Source organism: Proteus sp. G2675 (genome assembly GCF_963886535.1).
Taxonomy (GTDB): domain Bacteria; phylum Pseudomonadota; class Gammaproteobacteria; order Enterobacterales; family Enterobacteriaceae; genus Proteus; species Proteus mirabilis.
Map to the genome: position 1 here is coordinate 69,375 of NZ_CAWPCB010000028.1, position 19,399 is coordinate 88,773.

General features: G+C 37.5%; 14 protein-coding genes. 7 read left to right on the top strand and 7 right to left on the bottom strand.

Going from position 1 to position 19,399, the window contains the following annotated elements; translation table 11 throughout:
- Positions 1 to 144 precede the first annotated feature (144 nt).
- A complete protein-coding gene (locus AACQ49_RS07670; protein ID WP_004247806.1) occupies positions 145 to 471 on the top strand; it encodes a hypothetical protein in 327 nt (108 codons plus the stop codon).
- 134 nt (positions 472 to 605) lie between these two features.
- Here AACQ49_RS07670 and yeiP read toward each other — a convergent pair whose 3' ends face one another.
- The 5 genes from yeiP to AACQ49_RS07695 all read right to left on the bottom strand — a co-directional run bounded on the left by yeiP (position 606) and on the right by AACQ49_RS07695 (position 5,429).
- A complete protein-coding gene (yeiP, locus tag AACQ49_RS07675; protein ID WP_004247807.1) occupies positions 606 to 1,178 on the bottom strand; it encodes an elongation factor P-like protein YeiP in 573 nt (190 codons plus the stop codon).
- Between the two features lie 134 nt (positions 1,179 to 1,312).
- A complete protein-coding gene (mtr, locus tag AACQ49_RS07680) occupies positions 1,313 to 2,554 on the bottom strand; it encodes a tryptophan permease (protein ID WP_004247056.1) in 1,242 nt (413 codons plus the stop codon).
- Between the two features lie 296 nt (positions 2,555 to 2,850).
- The gene (locus tag AACQ49_RS07685) at positions 2,851 to 3,267 is read right to left on the bottom strand and encodes a nucleotide triphosphate diphosphatase NUDT15 (protein WP_004247058.1); all 417 of its coding nucleotides are present in this window, start codon (positions 3,265 to 3,267) and stop codon (positions 2,851 to 2,853) included.
- A gap of 84 nt (positions 3,268 to 3,351) precedes the next feature.
- Complete coding sequence (gene nfo, locus AACQ49_RS07690) at positions 3,352 to 4,197, bottom strand: deoxyribonuclease IV (protein ID WP_004251877.1); 846 nt, start codon at positions 4,195 to 4,197, stop codon at positions 3,352 to 3,354.
- Between the two features lie 146 nt (positions 4,198 to 4,343).
- Positions 4,344 to 5,429 (bottom strand): YeiH family protein, encoded by a 1,086-nt coding sequence (locus AACQ49_RS07695; RefSeq protein WP_004247810.1) that lies wholly within the window; start codon positions 5,427 to 5,429, stop codon positions 4,344 to 4,346.
- A gap of 184 nt (positions 5,430 to 5,613) precedes the next feature.
- Here AACQ49_RS07695 and yieE point away from each other — a divergent pair, with 184 nt between their 5' ends.
- The 5 genes from yieE to AACQ49_RS07720 all read left to right on the top strand — a co-directional run bounded on the left by yieE (position 5,614) and on the right by AACQ49_RS07720 (position 13,231).
- Positions 5,614 to 6,504: a DNA-binding transcriptional regulator YeiE gene (yieE, locus tag AACQ49_RS07700; RefSeq protein ID WP_004247811.1), complete on the top strand. Its 891-nt coding sequence runs from the start codon at positions 5,614 to 5,616 to the stop codon at positions 6,502 to 6,504.
- 122 nt (positions 6,505 to 6,626) lie between these two features.
- The gene (locus AACQ49_RS07705) at positions 6,627 to 8,114 is read left to right on the top strand and encodes an amino acid permease (protein ID WP_004247812.1); all 1,488 of its coding nucleotides are present in this window, start codon (positions 6,627 to 6,629) and stop codon (positions 8,112 to 8,114) included.
- A gap of 780 nt (positions 8,115 to 8,894) precedes the next feature.
- Positions 8,895 to 10,901, top strand: coding sequence for a ligand-gated channel protein (locus tag AACQ49_RS07710; protein WP_049219759.1), 2,007 nt, complete (start codon positions 8,895 to 8,897; stop codon positions 10,899 to 10,901).
- Positions 10,902 to 11,652: 751 nt separating this feature from the next.
- Positions 11,653 to 11,862, top strand: coding sequence for a hypothetical protein (locus tag AACQ49_RS07715; protein WP_017628390.1), 210 nt, complete (start codon positions 11,653 to 11,655; stop codon positions 11,860 to 11,862).
- A complete protein-coding gene (locus AACQ49_RS07720) occupies positions 11,852 to 13,231 on the top strand; it encodes an APC family permease (protein WP_004247065.1) in 1,380 nt (459 codons plus the stop codon). Before AACQ49_RS07715 ends, AACQ49_RS07720 begins: the two co-directional genes overlap by 11 nt.
- A gap of 65 nt (positions 13,232 to 13,296) precedes the next feature.
- Here the strand turns inward: AACQ49_RS07720 and AACQ49_RS07725 are convergent, their stop codons facing one another.
- Positions 13,297 to 16,224 (bottom strand): autotransporter domain-containing protein, encoded by a 2,928-nt coding sequence (locus AACQ49_RS07725; RefSeq protein WP_161778966.1) that lies wholly within the window; start codon positions 16,222 to 16,224, stop codon positions 13,297 to 13,299.
- A gap of 317 nt (positions 16,225 to 16,541) precedes the next feature.
- Positions 16,542 to 18,191, bottom strand: a complete 1,650-nt coding sequence (locus tag AACQ49_RS07730; protein ID WP_161778967.1) for an alpha-keto acid decarboxylase family protein — start codon at positions 18,189 to 18,191, stop codon at positions 16,542 to 16,544.
- 149 nt (positions 18,192 to 18,340) lie between these two features.
- Here AACQ49_RS07730 and AACQ49_RS07735 point away from each other — a divergent pair, with 149 nt between their 5' ends.
- Complete coding sequence (locus AACQ49_RS07735) at positions 18,341 to 19,234, top strand: LysR family transcriptional regulator (RefSeq protein ID WP_004251865.1); 894 nt, start codon at positions 18,341 to 18,343, stop codon at positions 19,232 to 19,234.
- Positions 19,235 to 19,399: the final 165 nt, after the last annotated feature.

Below are 19,399 nucleotides of genomic sequence, written 5' to 3' on the forward strand. Positions count from 1 at the left end.
TTATAAATAAAAACCACTCATATTTGATAGACATCAAACATTCTTATTGTGTCTATATGAATGTCATATTTTATTGCTATGATAAAAGTATGTCGAGTAGGCGTGATCCTCATACCTACTGCGCAAACAAGAAGTGAGGTCGTTATGAAAAAATATCTGACCATTTTATGCAGTCTTCTCGTTTCCAGTTCGATATCATTTGCTTGGGCGTCAACAGCACAGCAAACCACAGGACAGATTTATGTACGAGGAGCGATTGTTGATCCAGCTTGTGAAATTAATTTCACACTCGATCAAGCTGAGTACCAATGTTACAAAAATAACAAAGTCTTTACATCAACCCAGTCTATTTTCCCTACCTCTTTTGAACAATCATCATCAATTATACTGCCTCAAAATATGGGGAAAGCTGAAATCCGTTGGATGGATGGCGCTGAAAAAAATGGATTGATTAATGTGCAATATTTTTAATTGTGTATTGACAGGGAATGATTAGGTAAACAAGTCAAATAATCGTTGTCACAGTGGGTTTCTTACGATTATCTGACCTATTTAGCATCACATCAGTAAAATATTACTTTGTGAGGGAGGTTTTTGGCGGTTAATTAATCAGCACGCCCCATATAGCGACGTTCAGCAATATGAATACGGATTTTATCCCCTGTAGAAAGATATTCAGGGACTTGAATGACTAATCCAGTAGGTAGAGTCGCAGGCTTAGTACGAGCGCTCGCTGACGCGCCTTTAATGCCCGGTACTGTTTCGATAATTTCCATATCAACAGTTTGCGGTAACTCTAAAGCTAAAACTTGTCCATCCATAGTTAAGACCTGCATTCCAGCTAAGCCTTCTTCTGGAATAAACAGCAGCTCTTCTTCAATCTGATCTTTTTTGAAGGTGTAAGGTGTATAATCTTCATTGTCCATAAAGACATATTCATCACCATCGATATACGAGAAACTGACTGCACGGCGTGTTAAGTTGATAGTATCGAGGATATCATCCCCTTTAAAACGTTCTTCTACTTTTTGGCCTGTACGAATATCAGTAAAGCGCATTTTATACAAAGTACTTGCACCGCGAGCACTTGGCGCTTGGATGTCGATATCTTTTACCAATAATAATTTATTGTTATAACTGATAGCCATACCGCGCTTAATTTCATTAGCTTTTGCCATAGGTAACCTTCTATAAATAGCATTGACGATAATGGCGACAAAATTACTCGTAGTACTGAAACTTGGCAAGTATTTCGCAATATTTTTTTGGCAGAAGAAGGTTCAAGCCAGCATATTGCTGGCTTGACGGAAGATCAGCGGTAAATAGGTAGGAGATTAAAGTTTGCTAATATGTGTGCAATCGCATTAATTGCACCAAATAAGATCACAAAGATAATCATAAAGGTGCCACCAGGTGCTTTAAAGCTTTGTTGCTGATGACGTTGACGACTGGCTTTTGCCATTAATGCTGGAATTATCGCCGCCCAAATTGTGGCTGCAAGTCCTGCAAAGCCAATAGCATACAAGAAGCCATCAGGAAAAATAATCGCTAAAATAGTAGGTGGTACAAAAGTTACGATGGCCGATTTTAAACGTCCTGTCCCTGTATTTGAGAATTTAAAGAAATCAGCTAAATAATCAAATAACCCTAAAGACACGCCTAAAAATGAACTCGCTAATGCCATATATGAGAACAAGTCTAATAAGAATGAAACGGAAGTATTTGCTGTATTGATACGCATTTGTGCCAGTAAGTTACCAATATTTCCGCCTTCAGCAATGACTTGTTTAAAGCCTTCACGAGGAATATTACCTTGTACAACAAACTGCCATAAAATGTAGATAGCCAGCGAAATCAAGGTACCAATTAATAGACTTTTCATCACGGCTTTACCGTCTTTACGGTAGTAGGTGACTAATCCAGGAATATTGCCGTGATAACCAAAGGAGGTTAATAAATAAGGTAATGCGGCTAGTGCATAAGGTAAATAACTGGCATGGCTTTCTGTTGTATTAAATAATACTGGCATTTTCACTTCGGTAAATAATCCACCGATAGCAAATACAAAAGCCACAATCATACCGCCAATTAATATGGTACTTAAGCGATCAACGGCTCGGGTTGATAACCAAACGAAGAAAGCAACAACAAGGGCAAATACTAAGCCTGCAACGGCTTGTGGCAAGCTAACCACATTAGCAAAATTTTGCACAATGATGGAGCTACCTGCAGAAATATAGGCATAAGTTAAAATATAGAGAACAAAAGCAATAGAAAGACCATTAATGGTACTCCATCCTTTACCTAATAAATCTTTGGTAATAGTATGAAAGCTTGATCCTAGGGGGTAGTGAAGATTAACTTCTAAGATCATTAAGCCAGACATAAATAGGCAAAACCAAGTATAAATGAGTAAAAAGATAGAGCCGGTAAACCACACACCGGAAGTCACAATAGGGATGGAGAACATACCGGCGCCTACCGCCGTACCGGCAATAATCATCGCACCACCGAGTATAGATGGGCGTTTAGCAATGGATGTGACTTCTGACATAACATGTCCTTATAAAAAATGACTCAATGTACTAGCTTGATAGTGTAGAGAATACACGCTTGATCTGAGGGTGTAAATAGAGCACTTCCTTGTTTATTAAATAAAAAAATGAATAAAAATAGTACAATAAGTTTTTATCTTTATATAAATCAATAGGTTAAATTATTTGTGCTCAAAAATAAGCCAAATAGAGTCAAGGAAATTAAATAGAAAAAAGATCACGTTGAATAATAACTAAGTAGGGGAAAACATTATTCTGAATAAAGAATATTCAGAATAATGATGAAGAGTGTTAATTAAGGTTGATAGAAACGTTTACTTTTCCATAAAGCAATAGAATTACGGCTCGCTTCAAAATGGGGTTCAGGTAAATCATCAGGTGAGCACCAGCGTAGTTCAGAACATTTATCTGGCTCCATTAACTTAGGCTCGCCACCTTGATATTGCGCTATCATACAGATAGATACGGTATGTTTACCTTCTAATTGATAAGTTTGTAGATTGTTGCTGATCCCAATCACTTCAGGAGTAGGGATGGTAATGCCAATCTCTTCTTCAATTTCACGAATAGCACATTGCTCAAAGGTTTCCCCCGGATCGACATGGCCACCAAAAATTGACCAATAAGGGGCGTGTTTACCACAGCGTTTACCTAATAATACTTCACCTTTTTCATTGACGATGATCACTCCAACACCAACGACTACAGACATGAGAGACTCCAAAATAGCATACGGATAAAAAAATAGAGGCTTGCGATTTTAGTACATCAAATCGCAAGTAAAAAAGAAATAAGGTTATTGAGTTTGTTGTGATTTTAACCAAGCTATTTCTTCTGGCCAAATATCAGGATTAATTGTTTCTAAGATAAGTGGGATCCCATCAAAACGGGTATCTTGCATAATATAAGTAAAGGGTACTTTGCCAATATTGCCTTGGCCTAAACTATGATGGCGATCGACACGACTAGCCAATTCGCTTTTAGCATCATTTAAGTGCATGGCTTTTAAATATTGAAAGCCGACAATATTATCAAATTCAGCAAAGGTCTTTTCACAGTCTTCAACGGTACGTAGATCATAACCTGCAGCAAAAGTGTGACAAGTATCAATACAAACGCCCACTCGAGATTTATCTTCTACACCATCGATAATAGCGGCGAGATGTTCAAAACGATAGCCTAAGTTAGTGCCTTGTCCAGCGGTATTTTCAATCACCGCGGTCACATTTTGGGTTTTATCTAAGGTGATATTAATTGATTCAGCGATGCGTTGCAGACATTTATCAACATCGATTTTTTTTAAATGGCTACCTGGGTGAAAATTAAGTAATTCAATGCCTAATTGCTCACAGCGTTGCATCTCATCGAGAAAAGCGGCTCTTGATTTTTCAAGGGCTTCTTCTTCTGGATGCCCTAAATTAATCAGATAGCTGTCGTGTGGTAAAATTTGTGCTGGACCATAGCCATAGATTTCACAATTTTTTTTAAATTTATCAATCGATTCAGTTGATAACGGGGCTGCTTTCCATTGGCGCTGATTTTTAGTAAAAAGAGCAAATGCCGTTGCTTTGATCTCATGAGCTCGTAATACAGCCTGATCAACACCACCTGCAGCACTGACATGTGCGCCAACAAATTTCATCATAGTTCTCCTCTAATCTTATTTCACACTACGATAACAAATCGTGGGCTTATTGACATCCGAATATGAGGAAAATAAAAAGGCGCAACTTAAACTAGAATAAGTTGCGCAATACTCAGGTACATACTCAAGGATAGATTAAACAATCACATCAACACAGATTGGATAAAGATATTAATAGCAGCACCACCTAACGTTAGCCAGAAAAAGAGAAATAAAGCTAGCAGTAGTGGTTTTACACCCGCTTGACGTATCGCACTAATATGCGTTGTTAAACCTAGTGCTACCATCGCCATTGCCAATAAAATAGTATCAATAGTAACGATATAGCTCACAATAGCGGCAGGAATTAAATTAAATGAATTAAAACCAGCCATTAAGATAAAGAACACAGCAAACCAAGGAATAGTTATCGGACTTTTTTCTGTTGTCGCACCTACTGTTTTACGGCCCTTTTTACTAATATAAGTAGAAAGGATAATTAAGAAAGGTGCCAGCATCATCACGCGGATCATTTTACTAATTACGGCCGCATTTTCTGCATCTGGACTAATTGAATGACCCACCGCAACAACTTGAGCGACTTCATGTATGGTTGAACCAGCGAAGATACCAAAAGTTTCTTCACTAAAAGGTAACCAACCCGCAAAAGCGTTAAGATGGAAAAACCATGGGTAGAGGAAAATACCGATAGTTCCAAAAATTACGACAGTGGATACAGCCACCGCAACTTGGCTCGCCTGAGCTTTGACAACAGGCTCTGTTGCCATGACCGCAGCCGCACCACAAATACTACTACCCGCACCAATTAACATGACGGTTTGATCATCAAGACCAAAATATTTTTTCCCCACCCACATTGCAATGAGAAAAGTTGAGGTCAACATAATAGCGTCAATAATTAATCCTGTTGCGCCTACATCTGCAATTTGCTGAAAAGTGAGTCTAAAACCGTATAGGATGATCCCCGCACGTAGTAAATAGTGTTTGGCAAACTTAACGCCTTCATCACTATAAGGTTTAGCGATGGGATAAACCGTATTACCCGCAATAATGCCAAATAAGATAGCCAGTGTAAGAGCACCTAACCCCATACTGGAAAACCATGGAATATCACCTACGTAAATAGCGAGGGCGGTTAATATACCTGTTAGCAGCAAGCCGGGGAGCCAGCGATAAACAGGAATAAAACATTTTTTAGCCAATGTGGTTGTTTGACTTTGCTCTGACATAGAAAAACCTTGCTTATGTAAATTTTGCATAAGCATATAACAGATACTATTATTTATTAAATTCATTATTTTTATAATAATAACCACTAAAACTAATATAGGTATATTTTCACAATTGTTCTTGGTATGTTATTGGTTTGTGGATAGTATGTTATTACTATGACAGCTAAAAGGTGGGATGGACATGCGTATTACATTGCGACAACTGGAAGTATTTACTGAAGTACTTAAAAGTGGTTCTACAACACAGGCTTCACAACAGTTGGCATTATCTCAATCCGCTGTGAGTGCTTCTTTAACTGATCTAGAAAATCAGTTAGGAGTACAACTTTTCGATAGAGTGGGGAAGCGCTTAGTGACTAATGAACACGGGCGATTATTATATCCAAGGGCACTCTCTTTACTTGAGCGTGCTACTGAAGTAGAGCAGTTATTTCAAGCCGGAAATGGTGCTTTACGTATTGCTGCAAGCACCACTATTGGTAATTATATTTTGCCACAAATGTTGGGTAATTTTCATCGTAACTACCCCGATATTCCACTTGAAATGAGTATTGGCAATACGGAAGAAGTCGTCAAATCAGTCAGTGAGTTCCGTGTTGATTTAGGCCTTATTGAAGGGGCTTGCCAAAGCTCTGAATTGATCAGCCAAAAATGGCTACTGGATGAAATGGTCATATTTTGTTCCCCTGAACATCCTTTAGCTAAGGCGAAAACAGTGACATTAGCCGATCTTCAATCCGCGCCGTGGATCCTACGTGAAAACGGTTCTGGGACGCGAGATGTACTCAATCATCTGCTGTTTGCTTCATTACCCGGATATCGAATCGAAATGGAATTAGGTAATTCAGAAGCGATAAAACATGCTGTAATGTATGAAATGGGGATTAGTTGTTTATCTCGCCGAGTGATCCAAGATCAAATAGAGAGTGGCTCTTTAAAAGAGATAAAGGTCGAAGGTCTAAAATTACAACGTACTTTATATTTGGTCTATCATCGCCAAAAACATGTCTCTGATGCCCTCAAAAAATTACTTTCATATTGTAATGCTGAACATTTAATCGACAACGCTTGATAAGTTACTAATAATTGAAGCCCGATTATGAAGGTATCTTATAATCCTAGATCCTTGCTATTCACCACAGCCAGATTTGTTACAATTGATGCTAGGAATATGAATATAACCGTGGAATGATAATGTCAGAACAACAAACAGATACCGCAAAATCGGGTGCGGTACGCACTTTGCGTCGAGAATTAAAGGCGCGACATTTAGCGATGATCGCTATTGGTGGTTCAATTGGTACAGGGCTTTTTGTCGCATCAGGTGCAACTGTTGCTCAAGCAGGGCCAGGGGGCGCATTACTCTCTTACGCATTAATAGGACTTATGGTCTATTTCCTTATGACCAGCCTTGGAGAGTTAGCGGCATTTATGCCTGTTTCCGGATCTTTTTCAACCTATGGCTCTAAATATGTTGATGAAGGATTTGGTTTCGCACTAGGTTGGAACTACTGGTACAACTGGGCTGTGACGATTGCAGTTGACTTAGTCGCCGCGCAGCTCGTGATGCTGTATTGGTTCCCTGATGTGGATGGTTGGATTTGGAGTGCGTTATTTTTAGCCGTTATTTTCTTGCTTAACTATATTTCTGTAAAGGGATTTGGTGAAGCTGAATATTGGTTTTCATTAATTAAAGTATCGACCGTGATTATTTTTATTGCGGTGGGTATTGCGATGATCACCGGTATTATGAAAGGCGCTGAAAATGCAGGTTGGCACAACTGGGAAATCGGCGATGCGCCTTTTGCTGGTGGTTTTGCCGCCATGATAGGGGTAGCGATGATTGTTGGGTTCTCTTTCCAAGGAACTGAACTTATCGGTATCGCAGCGGGGGAGTCGAAAGATCCTGCGAAAAATATTCCTAAAGCAGTACGTAAAGTTTTTTGGCGTATTTTACTGTTTTATATCCTAGCTATCTTAATTATCAGTTTAATCATTCCTTATACCGATCCTAACTTGCTACGTAATGATGTGGGTGACATCAGTGTGAGTCCGTTTACACTGGTATTTAAAAATGCAGGGTTACTTTCAGCTGCCGCTATCATGAACGCAGTTATTTTAACGGCGGTGCTTTCGGCAGGAAACTCCGGTATGTATGCATCTACGCGTATGTTATTTACCTTAGCAAGAGAAGGTAAAGCGCCGAAATTTTTTGGTAAATTATCCAAAAACGGTGTTCCACGTAATGCACTTTATGCAACAACAGTGGTTGCGGGTTTATGCTTTTTAAGCTCAATGTATGGTAACCAAACGGTTTATTTATGGTTATTAAATACATCAGGTATGACAGGATTTATTGCTTGGTTAGGTATTGCAATCAGTCATTACCGTTTTCGTCGGGGTTATGTAGCACAAGGTCGTGATCTGAATGAATTGCCATATCGTTCAGGCTTCTTCCCTGTAGGACCTATTTTTGCCTTTATTCTCTGTTTAATTATTACATTAGGTCAAAACTATCAGGCATTTTTAGAAGATACTATTGACTGGTATGGTGTTGTGGCAACCTATATTGGGATCCCATTATTCCTGCTGATTTGGTTTACCTATAAAATAGTGAAGAAAACACGTTTTATTCGCTACAGTGAAATGCAGTTTCCTGAGCATATTGAAAACAAAAAATAGTTAGTTTTATCACTAAATAGAGAGCCGGCTAATTTGTGAACTTTATCACAATTTAGCCGGCTCTTTTTCTATTCTATGACTAATAATTACACAAATAAGAGAAAATTCTAATTTATATTCGCAATCGCATTGATAAGTATTCTTATTTGCTTTATTGTTAGCAAACAATTTATTGCATAATAATGTGACGACAGTGTTATTGGTTATAGAAAATAGATCTGATGTATGTAAAGCGTCATCATCCACTCTCTAGAGCGATTTTTAGCTCATCTAATAACGCATCGTTGTATAAGAAGTCATATATTGAATATCGCGTATTATATCAATTAAGCGAATTTTCTTCTTATTTGTCACACTATTCTCAATTAATCAATTTTAATGCAAAAAAGTGATGAATAAATTATCAGGTTAAACTTTGGCATATTTATCTGTTAATGAAACAGCTGGATAGAAAATCAATAGCAATATGCAAATAGATGTAGGTATATATTTGTTTGATTAATCTACAGACAAGCCTGATAAATATATTGTCACTATTAATAGGATTTTATTAACACATTGTTTTAAAAGAAAATTTATATGTCAAATTACTTGAATGATAAAAATCTTATAGAAGCATAAAACAATAACAGCAGAAGTATAGGAATTTAGCCAATAGGGATATAAAAATAATATCAAAATAACTAAGGGTAATTAAATTAATTACCTTCATTGTTGAGCAACTGTCGATCTGTCCATCTATATAAAACTTAAAGAATATATATTCTTGGAGAATCGGGAATGGTAGTGTTAAAGAAAAATAAAATTGCGCTTGGCGTTGTTGCTGCTCTTGCATCAAGTTTTGTGATGACAGCTTCCGCAGAAGATCCTGAAAGGTTACTGGTGACAACCGCTTCGGGATTTAAACAGACTGTTGAAGATGCTCCAGCTTCTGTTTCAGTTGTAACTCGTGAACAATTAGAAACAAAATCATATCGTGATGTGACTGATGCGCTAAAAGATGTTCCGGGGGTGCTAGTGACGGGGGGCGGTAGTAGCTCTGATATTAGTATTCGTGGTATGGATCCTAAGTATACCATGATCTTAGTCGATGGTAAGCGTGTTGCATCTCGTGAAACGCGTCCTAATAGTGATAACTCAGGTATTGAACAAGGCTGGTTACCTCCTTTACCCGCGATTGAGCGTATTGAGGTAGTAAGAGGCCCAATGTCTTCTTTATATGGCTCTGATGCCATGGGAGGCGTTATCAATATTATTACGCGTAAAGCGCAAAAAGAATGGAACTTTAGTTTACGTGGTGACACAACGTTGACTGAGCGTAAAAATGAAGGAAATACAGGGCAAGGTAGTTTCTATGCTGCAGGTCCATTGATTGATAATGTGTTAGGTCTAAAGCTACAAGGGCAATATTCTCACCGTGGTGAAGATAGACGTGTTGATGGCTATAACCGTCAGATCACGGCAAGTGGTGGCGGCACATTAAGCTGGACACCAGATGAGAAAAATACCGTTGAATTTGAATTTAAAAAAGATAATCAACATCGTGATTCACGTGTTGGCTATTCAAAATCAGCTGAACTTGTTAAAGGAAAGGCACCACAAAGTAGCTTTACTGATTATGAGTTAACGCATTATGCCTTAACCCATGATGGTATTTATGATTTTGGTACTATGAATACCTATGTTCAGCGCGATGAAAGCCGCAATCCATCACGTAAAATGGATTATGATGATACAACTGTTCGTAACCAAACCGTCTTTATGTTTGGTGATCATATGTTAAGTGTCGGCGGTCAATATCGCTATGAAGAGCTGAAAGATGAAGGCAATAAGCTTAAAGGTAATAATAAGCTAGATCGCTATAGTTGGGCGCTGTTTGCTGAAGATGAGTGGACATTGACAAACGACTTCGCTTTAACCGCCGGTTTACGGATGGATAAAGATGAAAACTTTGGTACTCACTGGACACCGCGAGTTTATGGTGTTTGGCATTTAGCTGATGAATGGACATTAAAAGGTGGGGTATCTACTGGATATCGTTCACCGGATTTACGTCAAGCGACAGCTACTTGGGGACAAGGGACTGGCGGTGGTCGTTATGATGCAGTTATTTACGGTAATCCTGACTTAAAACCAGAAAAATCGGTGACAGAGGAAATTGGTATTATTTGGGATAATCGTGATAACTTAACGGCAAGTTTGACGATTTATAATACTGATTTTAAAGATAAAATAACAGAAGTTCGTCGTTGCGATAGTCGTTCAGACAAAGCACCGGGTATGCGCGATTGTACATTAGCTGATGGTGTTGGTAATAGTGGCGACCCTTATGATTTTGTAAGTGATAGAACTAATGTTGATAAAGCCAATATGCGCGGTGTTGAAGTTACTGCTAACTGGATTATTTCCCCTGAATGGAATTTAGCAGCAAACTATACGTTCACAGATACGGAACAAAAGAGTGGTGATTTCAAAGGTAAGCCTCTGAATAAGCAACCGCGCCATATGGCAAACGCGACCTTAAATTGGGAAACCACCCCTGAAATGGAAACTTGGGCACGCATTAATTTCCGTGGTAAGACATCAGAATATTTATCACGTACTTCAATGTCTAAGAGCACACCTTCATACGCCTTTGTTGATGTAGGTACTAGCTATAGTCTAACGAAGCAACTAAATCTGATCGGTGGCGTCTATAATGTTTTTGATCGTCGCATCGAAAGAGATAATTACGGTTCAACCTTAGAAGGCCGTCGTTATAACATCGGATTAAACTACAACTTCTAGTTTTATCCCTCAGTGTGTGTCAATCTAGCTCCACATTATGTGGAGCTTTTTTTGTTATTTAATTAAAGCCAATACTGGCAAAATGCATAATAGGCATTTATATTTAGTTTAATGAATCACCTAAAAATAAGGTTCATTTGTTTTAACCACTGACTATCTTTACTGAATACTTAATCTTTTTTTCTTATTACTGAAAATCGTTTTTGATTACTCTATATGGCTTGTTGAAAAATAATGGTATTTCAGTTGGCTGTATCTTTTTTAGTCTTTATAGCGTGAAATAAGCAATTAATTTACATTAAATTTATTTATGTATTATTAATACTTTATTTTGGTTGGTATTGTTGTATATAACATGCAGAATTAATTAACTTTTTGATTGTTAATGTATTAATGATTTTTGTTGTTTAATACCAAACGACAATAGGCTATATCTCAAAGTTAGGCTTTGTGATAAAAACGCAAATATTGTCAATGAAATGTGACAGTAAAGGCTAACTTAGTTTGCTATTTAAAAAGATCGTAAAAAAAGGTGGTTTTTTGATGAAAATCTATTGCTATTTAAGTCTGAGACGTGCAAAATGCGCCCACTAAAAATATGACTGATGCGTTTTAACTGCATCGGTTTTTTTTTGCTTTTTACTTATTACTACACCAAGAGGTCAGACTTATTTTAGTCTGAATAGATAACATAATTTGATTAGCAGCCAGCCCCTTAGAGAAAGGGTTGTCGTGATAGAGGAATGCTAATATGGTACAATTATTCTCTTTCGCAGTCGGGCCTAACGGCACCTGCGGTAATGATGACTACGGAGCACGGCGTCTCCTAAACTCACTCCTGTCCTCAAAAACTTCTTTCTATTCTGTTTATAGACAGATGCGAAGTCTTCCCAGTAACTGTCGGTTGAGTTTATCAAGTACTCAGTTCGAAGTTATGGGAGGGTTCGCTCATGTCAGATAATGTCATCTCCTCTATCGGCACCAATCAAACTGGTGTTAATAACCGTGTTCAATTACGCAAAACATTGACGCTAATGCAAGTCGTCATGATGGGGTTGGCATTTTTACAACCTATGACGATTTTTGATACTTTCGGTATTGTATCAGGCATAACCAATGGTCATGTGGCAACATCATATGCTATTGCGTTAACCGCTATTTTATTTACCGCAGTGAGCTACGGGAAATTAGTCAAGCGTTTCCCTTCAGCAGGCTCTGCTTATACTTATGCACAAAAATCCATGAGTCCACATGTTGGTTTTATGGTTGGGTGGTCTTCATTATTAGACTACTTATTTATGCCAATGATAAATATCTTATTGGCTAAAATTTATTTACAAGCCATATTCCCAGGCGTTGATCCGTGGATCTTTGTTGTTGCGTTAGTCGCGTTAATGACATTTTTTAATCTACGCGGAATTAACGTTGTGGCTAACTTAAATACCGTTATTGTTGTTATTCAAGTAGCTGTAATGGTGGTATTTGTTGGTTTATTAATTCATGGCGTATATAACGGCGAAGGTACAGGGGAGTTATGGACTTTCCGCCCATTTGCGTCAGTGGATGCTGAATTAATCCCAATGATAACCGGCGCGACAATTTTGTGCTTCTCGTTCTTAGGGTTTGATGGCATTAGTACCTTATCTGAAGAAACACCCAATGCCGGTAATGTGATACCAAAAGCGATTTTCTTAACTGCGTTAATCGGTGGTTTAATTTTTATCGCTGTTTCTTATTTTTTACAATTATATTTCCCAGATATTTCACGTTTTAAAAATCCAGAAGAGTCACAACCTGAGATTATGCTGTATGTAGCAGGGGCCTTGTTCCAGTCTATTATCTTAGTGTTTTCTTGTGTGACGGTATTAGCATCGGGTATGGCGGCTCACGCAGGTGTTGCGCGTCTGCTGTATGTGATGGGACGTGATGGTGTATTCCCTGAGAAAGCGTTTGGTTATGTTCATCCCAAATGGCGTACACCGGCATTTAACGTACTGTTAGTTGGCTTTTTAGCGCTAGGGGCGATCTTTTTTGATTTAGTCACTGCTACAGCGTTAATTAACTTTGGTGCGTTAGTGGCATTTACCTTTGTCAATTTATCTGTTATTTCGCAGTTCTACATTCGTGAGCGTCGTAATAAAGGGTTAATGGATCATATTAACTATCTTATATTACCGATTATTGGTGCCGCGACAATGGGGGTACTGTGGGTAAACCTTGAACCAGGCTCTATGGAATTAGGACTGATTTGGGGGGCAATTGGTATACTTTATATGGTGTGGATCACTCGTCGATTCCGTCGACCTATGCCTCAAATGCCAGAGAAATAACATTGTATTTAGTGTGTTGATTGTTTAAAAATGGCCTCATTAGTGAGGCCATTTTTTGTTTATAGTTAGAACGCGATAGAGAGTTTCATATCAATACCATTATCGTGCTGATTTCTTGCCGCTAGTCCGCTGTATCCAATTGAGACTTTTGATGTCTCATTAATTTGGATAGTCGTTCCAGCTTTTACCACCAGTGCATCTCGAGCAGCATCAACACTATTTGCTATAAATGTAGGCTGGGTTTGTGTGAAGCGTAAATGGATCCCTCGTTCTACATCGTTATATTGGTGTCTCCAGCCTAGCTCACCATAGAGAGAACCCGTTGATTTACTGTTAAATTTCCATTGGTTATTTAAACGTAGCCCTGTAGTGGAGGTGGTTGACTCTAGAGTTTGCGAATGGGCTTGTAAGGCTGCTCGTCCACCTTGCTCGTTAATGGTGGCGTTTTTTGTTTTGGCATATTCAAAATTAACAAAAGGCTCTAATTGTGTATCAGAGAGGGTGATGGGATAAGCTGCTTCAATAAAAATTTGGCTAGTGTTCCCATTGTAATTCGCCTTATTTTTATCTGACTGTACACCATAGTTGACCGATTTTGTTGTATGGATACGATGAAAGGTATTAGATGCACCAGCACGTAACGCGATTGTGTCAAAATCATAGCCACCATAGAGTGATAAGTGGTAATTTTCGCTATTTGCGTGACTGTTATCACCAGATAGTGAGGTTTTGGTGACCCCTGTTGCAATACCAAGCAGCATTTTATCGTGACTAACCCGCTGATCTGCACCTAATAGTACGCCATAGGTGGAAGCATCATAGCTATTTGCATTGCCATCATTGGAAGTCTTTTCCCAATTAGAGAGAATTTTAGCCCAAACATGACCTTTGTTACCTGCACTTTCTTTCTCTCTATTAATTATTTCTGCATTTTTAATCTGAGAGAGGAGTATTTCTTTTATTTGCCGGCTATTGTTGAGTTGGTTAGATAAGATATCCGCATGAATTTGACCTGTTAATTGATTATAGGCAGAGCGGGCATCATTCCCTGTATCCATTCTTATAATGCTTTCATAAATAGGATGTCCCAAGGGTAATGCGTCTATCGCATTGGCGATTGATAGTTGGTTTTTTGTTTTAGCCACACTTGAAAAGGCGGTGTTATTTCTTCCGACATTTAGTATTACTGAATTTTTATCGTAGGACAGTGTGGTACCTAAAAAAAGATAGTTTGGATTTACATCAGTAAATTGACCATTAACACCGTGATCTGCCGTTAAAATGGTATATTTTGTGTTATATAAACTTTGAACATCATCTTTTGTTAGCAGATTTTGGCTATTTTCAAGCGATACATTAACCATTCCACCATTCAGTGTCGCGGTACCCAAACTGATTATTTTATCGCTATCACCTTGTGAATTTATTTCAACATGGTAGTTGCTACCAGAATTAAAAATAACAGTATCATCTATATTAATTGTACCTATTGAATGACCCGGTGATACGATGCCTCCTGAATAAACGGCCAGCTTATTAATTTTTCCTTTACCAGAAAGTATCCCTTTGATATTGACTTGAGAATCAACGCTCCCACCATTTAATAGCAATGCTCCTTTGTTGACATCTAGTAAAGTGTTTAGTGTTCCTTCAAGAAGCAATGTACCACCATTAATGGAAGAATTTTTTGCATAGTGGTTTTCACCAGTGAGCAGTAAATGACCCTGATTAACTTCAACGCCAGCAAAATGGTTATTGCCTGATAAGATCAAGGTGCCATTACCTTGTTTGATTAATTTGCCAGGCCCACTAATATCATTTTTCCATTCATCAAGTTGACCAAATTCAGCAAAGTCAAATTCATTAGTTATTTGATTAACAATAAAATGATTGTAGAAATAAGTAGGGCCATTATAGGCTTTCGGGAGATTAATTAATCCCCAATTGGCGTTTGGATCATCTTTGTTTGCAGCCCAGCCAGCCAATGAATTACTCGGGTAGGCGGTACTCGCTAAGATAGATTGTCGTTGCTCTTTGGTTAAATAGGCAAAGCGTAAACGCAGTAAAGCGTTGGCAGATGTTGGTATTTCATTAGGGGTAATGCGTGGCGCAGGCTCTGGATCTTTGGTTGCGTAATAACCTGTTTCATCTTTAGTGATTGTTGTCGAGGTCGTTAAGCAATGTGGATTTTTGCATTGGTTAGCAACATTTTGGCGGACTTCTTTGGCAAGCTCTACAAAAGTGCGGGTGGTGTCATCATCTGCAAGCATTTGTGACAGCAGGTAATAATTGCCTATTCTGGATGCGATGGTATCTGTTGCGAAGTGTGCCCCGACAATAACTCGACTTTCACCATATTCTATTGCTCTGGCAAACATTTCACTGCCCTTTTCAGGGAATAAGATGGATAACACTGCAGCTTGTTTGTATCCGTTCCACGTATGACCACTGGGATAAGATGAGCCTGTTATAGTGGTGTAGTTATCAAGATAATGACCTTCTTTATCAAGTGCTTGATAAGGTCGGCCACGTAAAAAAAGTTCTTTTAAGATAAAATCTATCGAGCGTACTCTTTTTTTGTTTGTATCATAAGCATAGGTGCCTGTGCTATGTAATTTATTGAGATCTTGATAAGCTTGAATATCGCTAAAGTTGATCGATTTAGCCTTATCACCAAATAAAATATTAGCATAGGTATTAAACACATAAGTATGAGACTGTGACTTATCCGCTTCGGCAAGTTCTCTACGTTCGCCGGTAATGGCTTGATAATTATTGCTGATTATTCTATCTAATTCGGCGGTTCTCGATCCTTTTTGAGGGCTAGTTGTGATAACACCATTTTTGATCTCATCTAACCAATAATTACGTTGGTCGATAATTCGTTGTTTGGTTTGTGAAATATTGGTTTCAGACCATGTTGAATGGGAAAAAAGTAAAAAAAAGCAGCTTAACGAGGTAGGTATTACGATATTTTTCATAAAATAAGCCATAGTCTCTAAAAAATTGAGAGCTAATTTATATTAGCTATGTTTAATTTTTATGACAGGCATTATTATATTAGAGATATTTTCTAAATTGTTTTGCAGTAATTTATTCAGCGTTTTTTTTATTATTTTTACTAACATTATATGATAGTTTGAATATAGTGTGATCAATGTAGTAAAAAATATCGGCATATTCTCTATATTAAAAATAAAAATTAGAGTATGCCGATGATTTAAATTATACCTTATTTATTAAGCAAATTAGCTAAGCTTTATCTATTTTGTACTGTTAAATGCTTAATTGGTTATTCTACTTATTCATTTTAGAATGAATATAATGAACTTTTCGATTCTTTTAATTTTTGCGCTAATTCAGAGGCCTCATATCGCTCTGTGACTATCTCAATATAAGATGCACTATCTGTTAATGTGGCTTTATTTAACGCATTATCGAGTTCACTTGCTGTCGTCACTTTTTCACTATACCAATCTGTTGCACCAAAGGCTTGCGGTAACTGATGATAGTTCCACTGAGCTAAATCATTATAATAAGCTTCGGGGTAATCACATAATAATCTCTCTATTAAATAACCATCGTTATTTAATACTAGAATAATAGGTTTTAAACCGAAACGAACAAATTGACTAATTTCTTGTACTGTTAACTGATGAGAGCCTTCGCCGGTAATTAAAATAATACGTTTTTCTGGTGCCGCTAATGCAGCGCCTAATGCAGCCGGTGTTGCCCAACCAATAGAGCCCCATAGTGTTTGGTTATGAAATTGTGCACCTTCAGGTAATAAAGCGAAGCCTAATCCCATGGATGAGGTTCCTGTTTCTGCAATAATAATATCATTAGGCTTAAAGAATTTTTCTAAACGAGGATAGAGATATTGTGCTGTAATTTTATCATTATCAGATGCAACCGCTTCACCTAATCCTTTCGCTGTTATTTTATGATAAGTTTTATTTGGTAGTCGTTGGGTTAATTCAGAAAGAATATCTGTCATATAAACGCAGGAGTAGATCACAGAATCAATTTCAACATAGTCTGGCATGATACTGATAAATTGTTCTGATTTCATATTAGCAGTGAAACTGCCTGTATTAAAGTCAGTCATTAATGTACCGATCCCTAATATATATTCACTACTTTCGACAAATTCTCTGACCTCTGGTGTCATTAATTGTCCGTCATACATACCAACATATTGCGCGTTAGATTCACTTAATATGCTTTTATCCATAAACATAGTGGCATAAGGTAAACCTGTTTTATCAATAAAATGCTGGATTTTATCTGTTAACCCTAAACGTGCAGATAAAAAGCCTGGTAATACACAGACATTATTGCTGTGGGTGAGTTTCTCAATGATTGCTGATACTGCTTTTTCTAATGTTGCTTTATCACTTGTTGGCTTTTGTGGTGCGGTAACAGATAACGGCGCTACTACTTGGCTATTAGCATAATCTGAAGGTATACCAATATAAACAGGACGACGCTCTTTTAATGCTGTTTCTATTACGCGCTCCATTTCTTCCACACAATTTTCGGGTGTTAAAATAGTATGAGCGCAAGCAAGGCGCTGAGCAATCTGATAAAAAACATCAAAATCACCATTACCTAAAGTATGATGCACAAGACGTTTACTTTTTTGTACGCCACTTGCTGGCATGCCAACTAAATGGAAAATCGGTAAATTTTCAGCATAGGCACCGGCAATAGCGTTAATCGCGCTTAATTCACCTACACCAAAGGTGGTGGATAATGCCGCCATTCCTTTAATTCGAGCATAGCCATCTGCAGCATATGCCGCATTTAATTCATTACAGTTACCAATCCAACGCTGTTGTTGGCTGTTGCAAACAGTGTCTTCAATAGGGAAGGCATAATCACCAGCAACACCAAAAATATCTTTGATACCTAAATCATATAATCGGTCTAAAACGTACTTAATAACTGTGTTTGTCATATAATCTCCAGAAAATCTGAAATAATAATCTACTAAATGATAGTAAAGTTCTTACATTATGCTTAATGTTCTATCGCTAATTTTGTTTTTAAGGAAATGGTTTATTATTATTGGGGGTATAACCAAAAGTAATAAGGTAAAAATTATTTATGGATATTCGTGTTTTACGCTATTTTATTGAAGTTGTTCAATTAAATGGATTTAGCCGAGCCGCTGATGCTTTATTTATTACACAACCAGCCATTAGTCGCAGCATTAAAAAATTAGAGGATGAATTAGGCACTGTTTTATTAATAAGAGAAGTGGATGGGGTAAAATTAACTGATGACGGTGCTATTTTATATGAGCATGCAAAGCAGATCCTCGCTCAATTTAATAGTATGAATAAAGCATTAAATGATAAAGATGAACCTTTAACAGGCGCCTTAAATGTCGGATTACCTCCTGTTATAGCCTCAACCTATTTTGCTGATATTATCATGGCGTTTAGCTCTCGCCATCCCAATGTTGAACTTAAAATTTTTGAGCTGGGCACCAAACAGATGGAAGATGCGATGTTAGAAGGCAGGGTAGAAACTGCTGCAGTGATGTTACCTTTTAATGATAAAGATTTTGAATTAACCATTTTTTCAGAAGATCACTTGATGTTATTAGTAGCACAATCCCATCCTTTGGCTAAAGATAAGAAGGTTAATTTTAAACAGCTTATTACAGAGCGGTTTATCTTTTTTTCAGAAGATTTTCGTATTAATGATTTGGTACGTAGTGCTTGTGGGATTTATAACACTGAACCACAAATTGTGGGGAGAAGTAATCATTTAGATTTAATTATTGCAATGGTTAAAGCCGGTGTCGGGATCACACTGTTGCCTAATAGCATGTGTAATAAATATCCTATCGATGATTTAGTGGTTATTCCCATTACTTCCCCTACGTTATCTTATCAATTAGCTTTAGCCACCAATCAAAATAGTTATCAAAGCCGTAGTTGCCAAGCATGGAATAAATTAGCAATAGAGAAATTAATGAAAGAGAATATTTAATCATGGAATGATAAATACGCTTTGTAAAAAGCGTTTTATTAATGGTAGCTATAATTATTTTATCAAACTAGCGGCTAATTTATTGTGATTAACTTGCTCACAATGGTATAAAAGTGGTTATATTGATAATACATTTCTTTTTATCTCATTATTTTTAAATAAAAA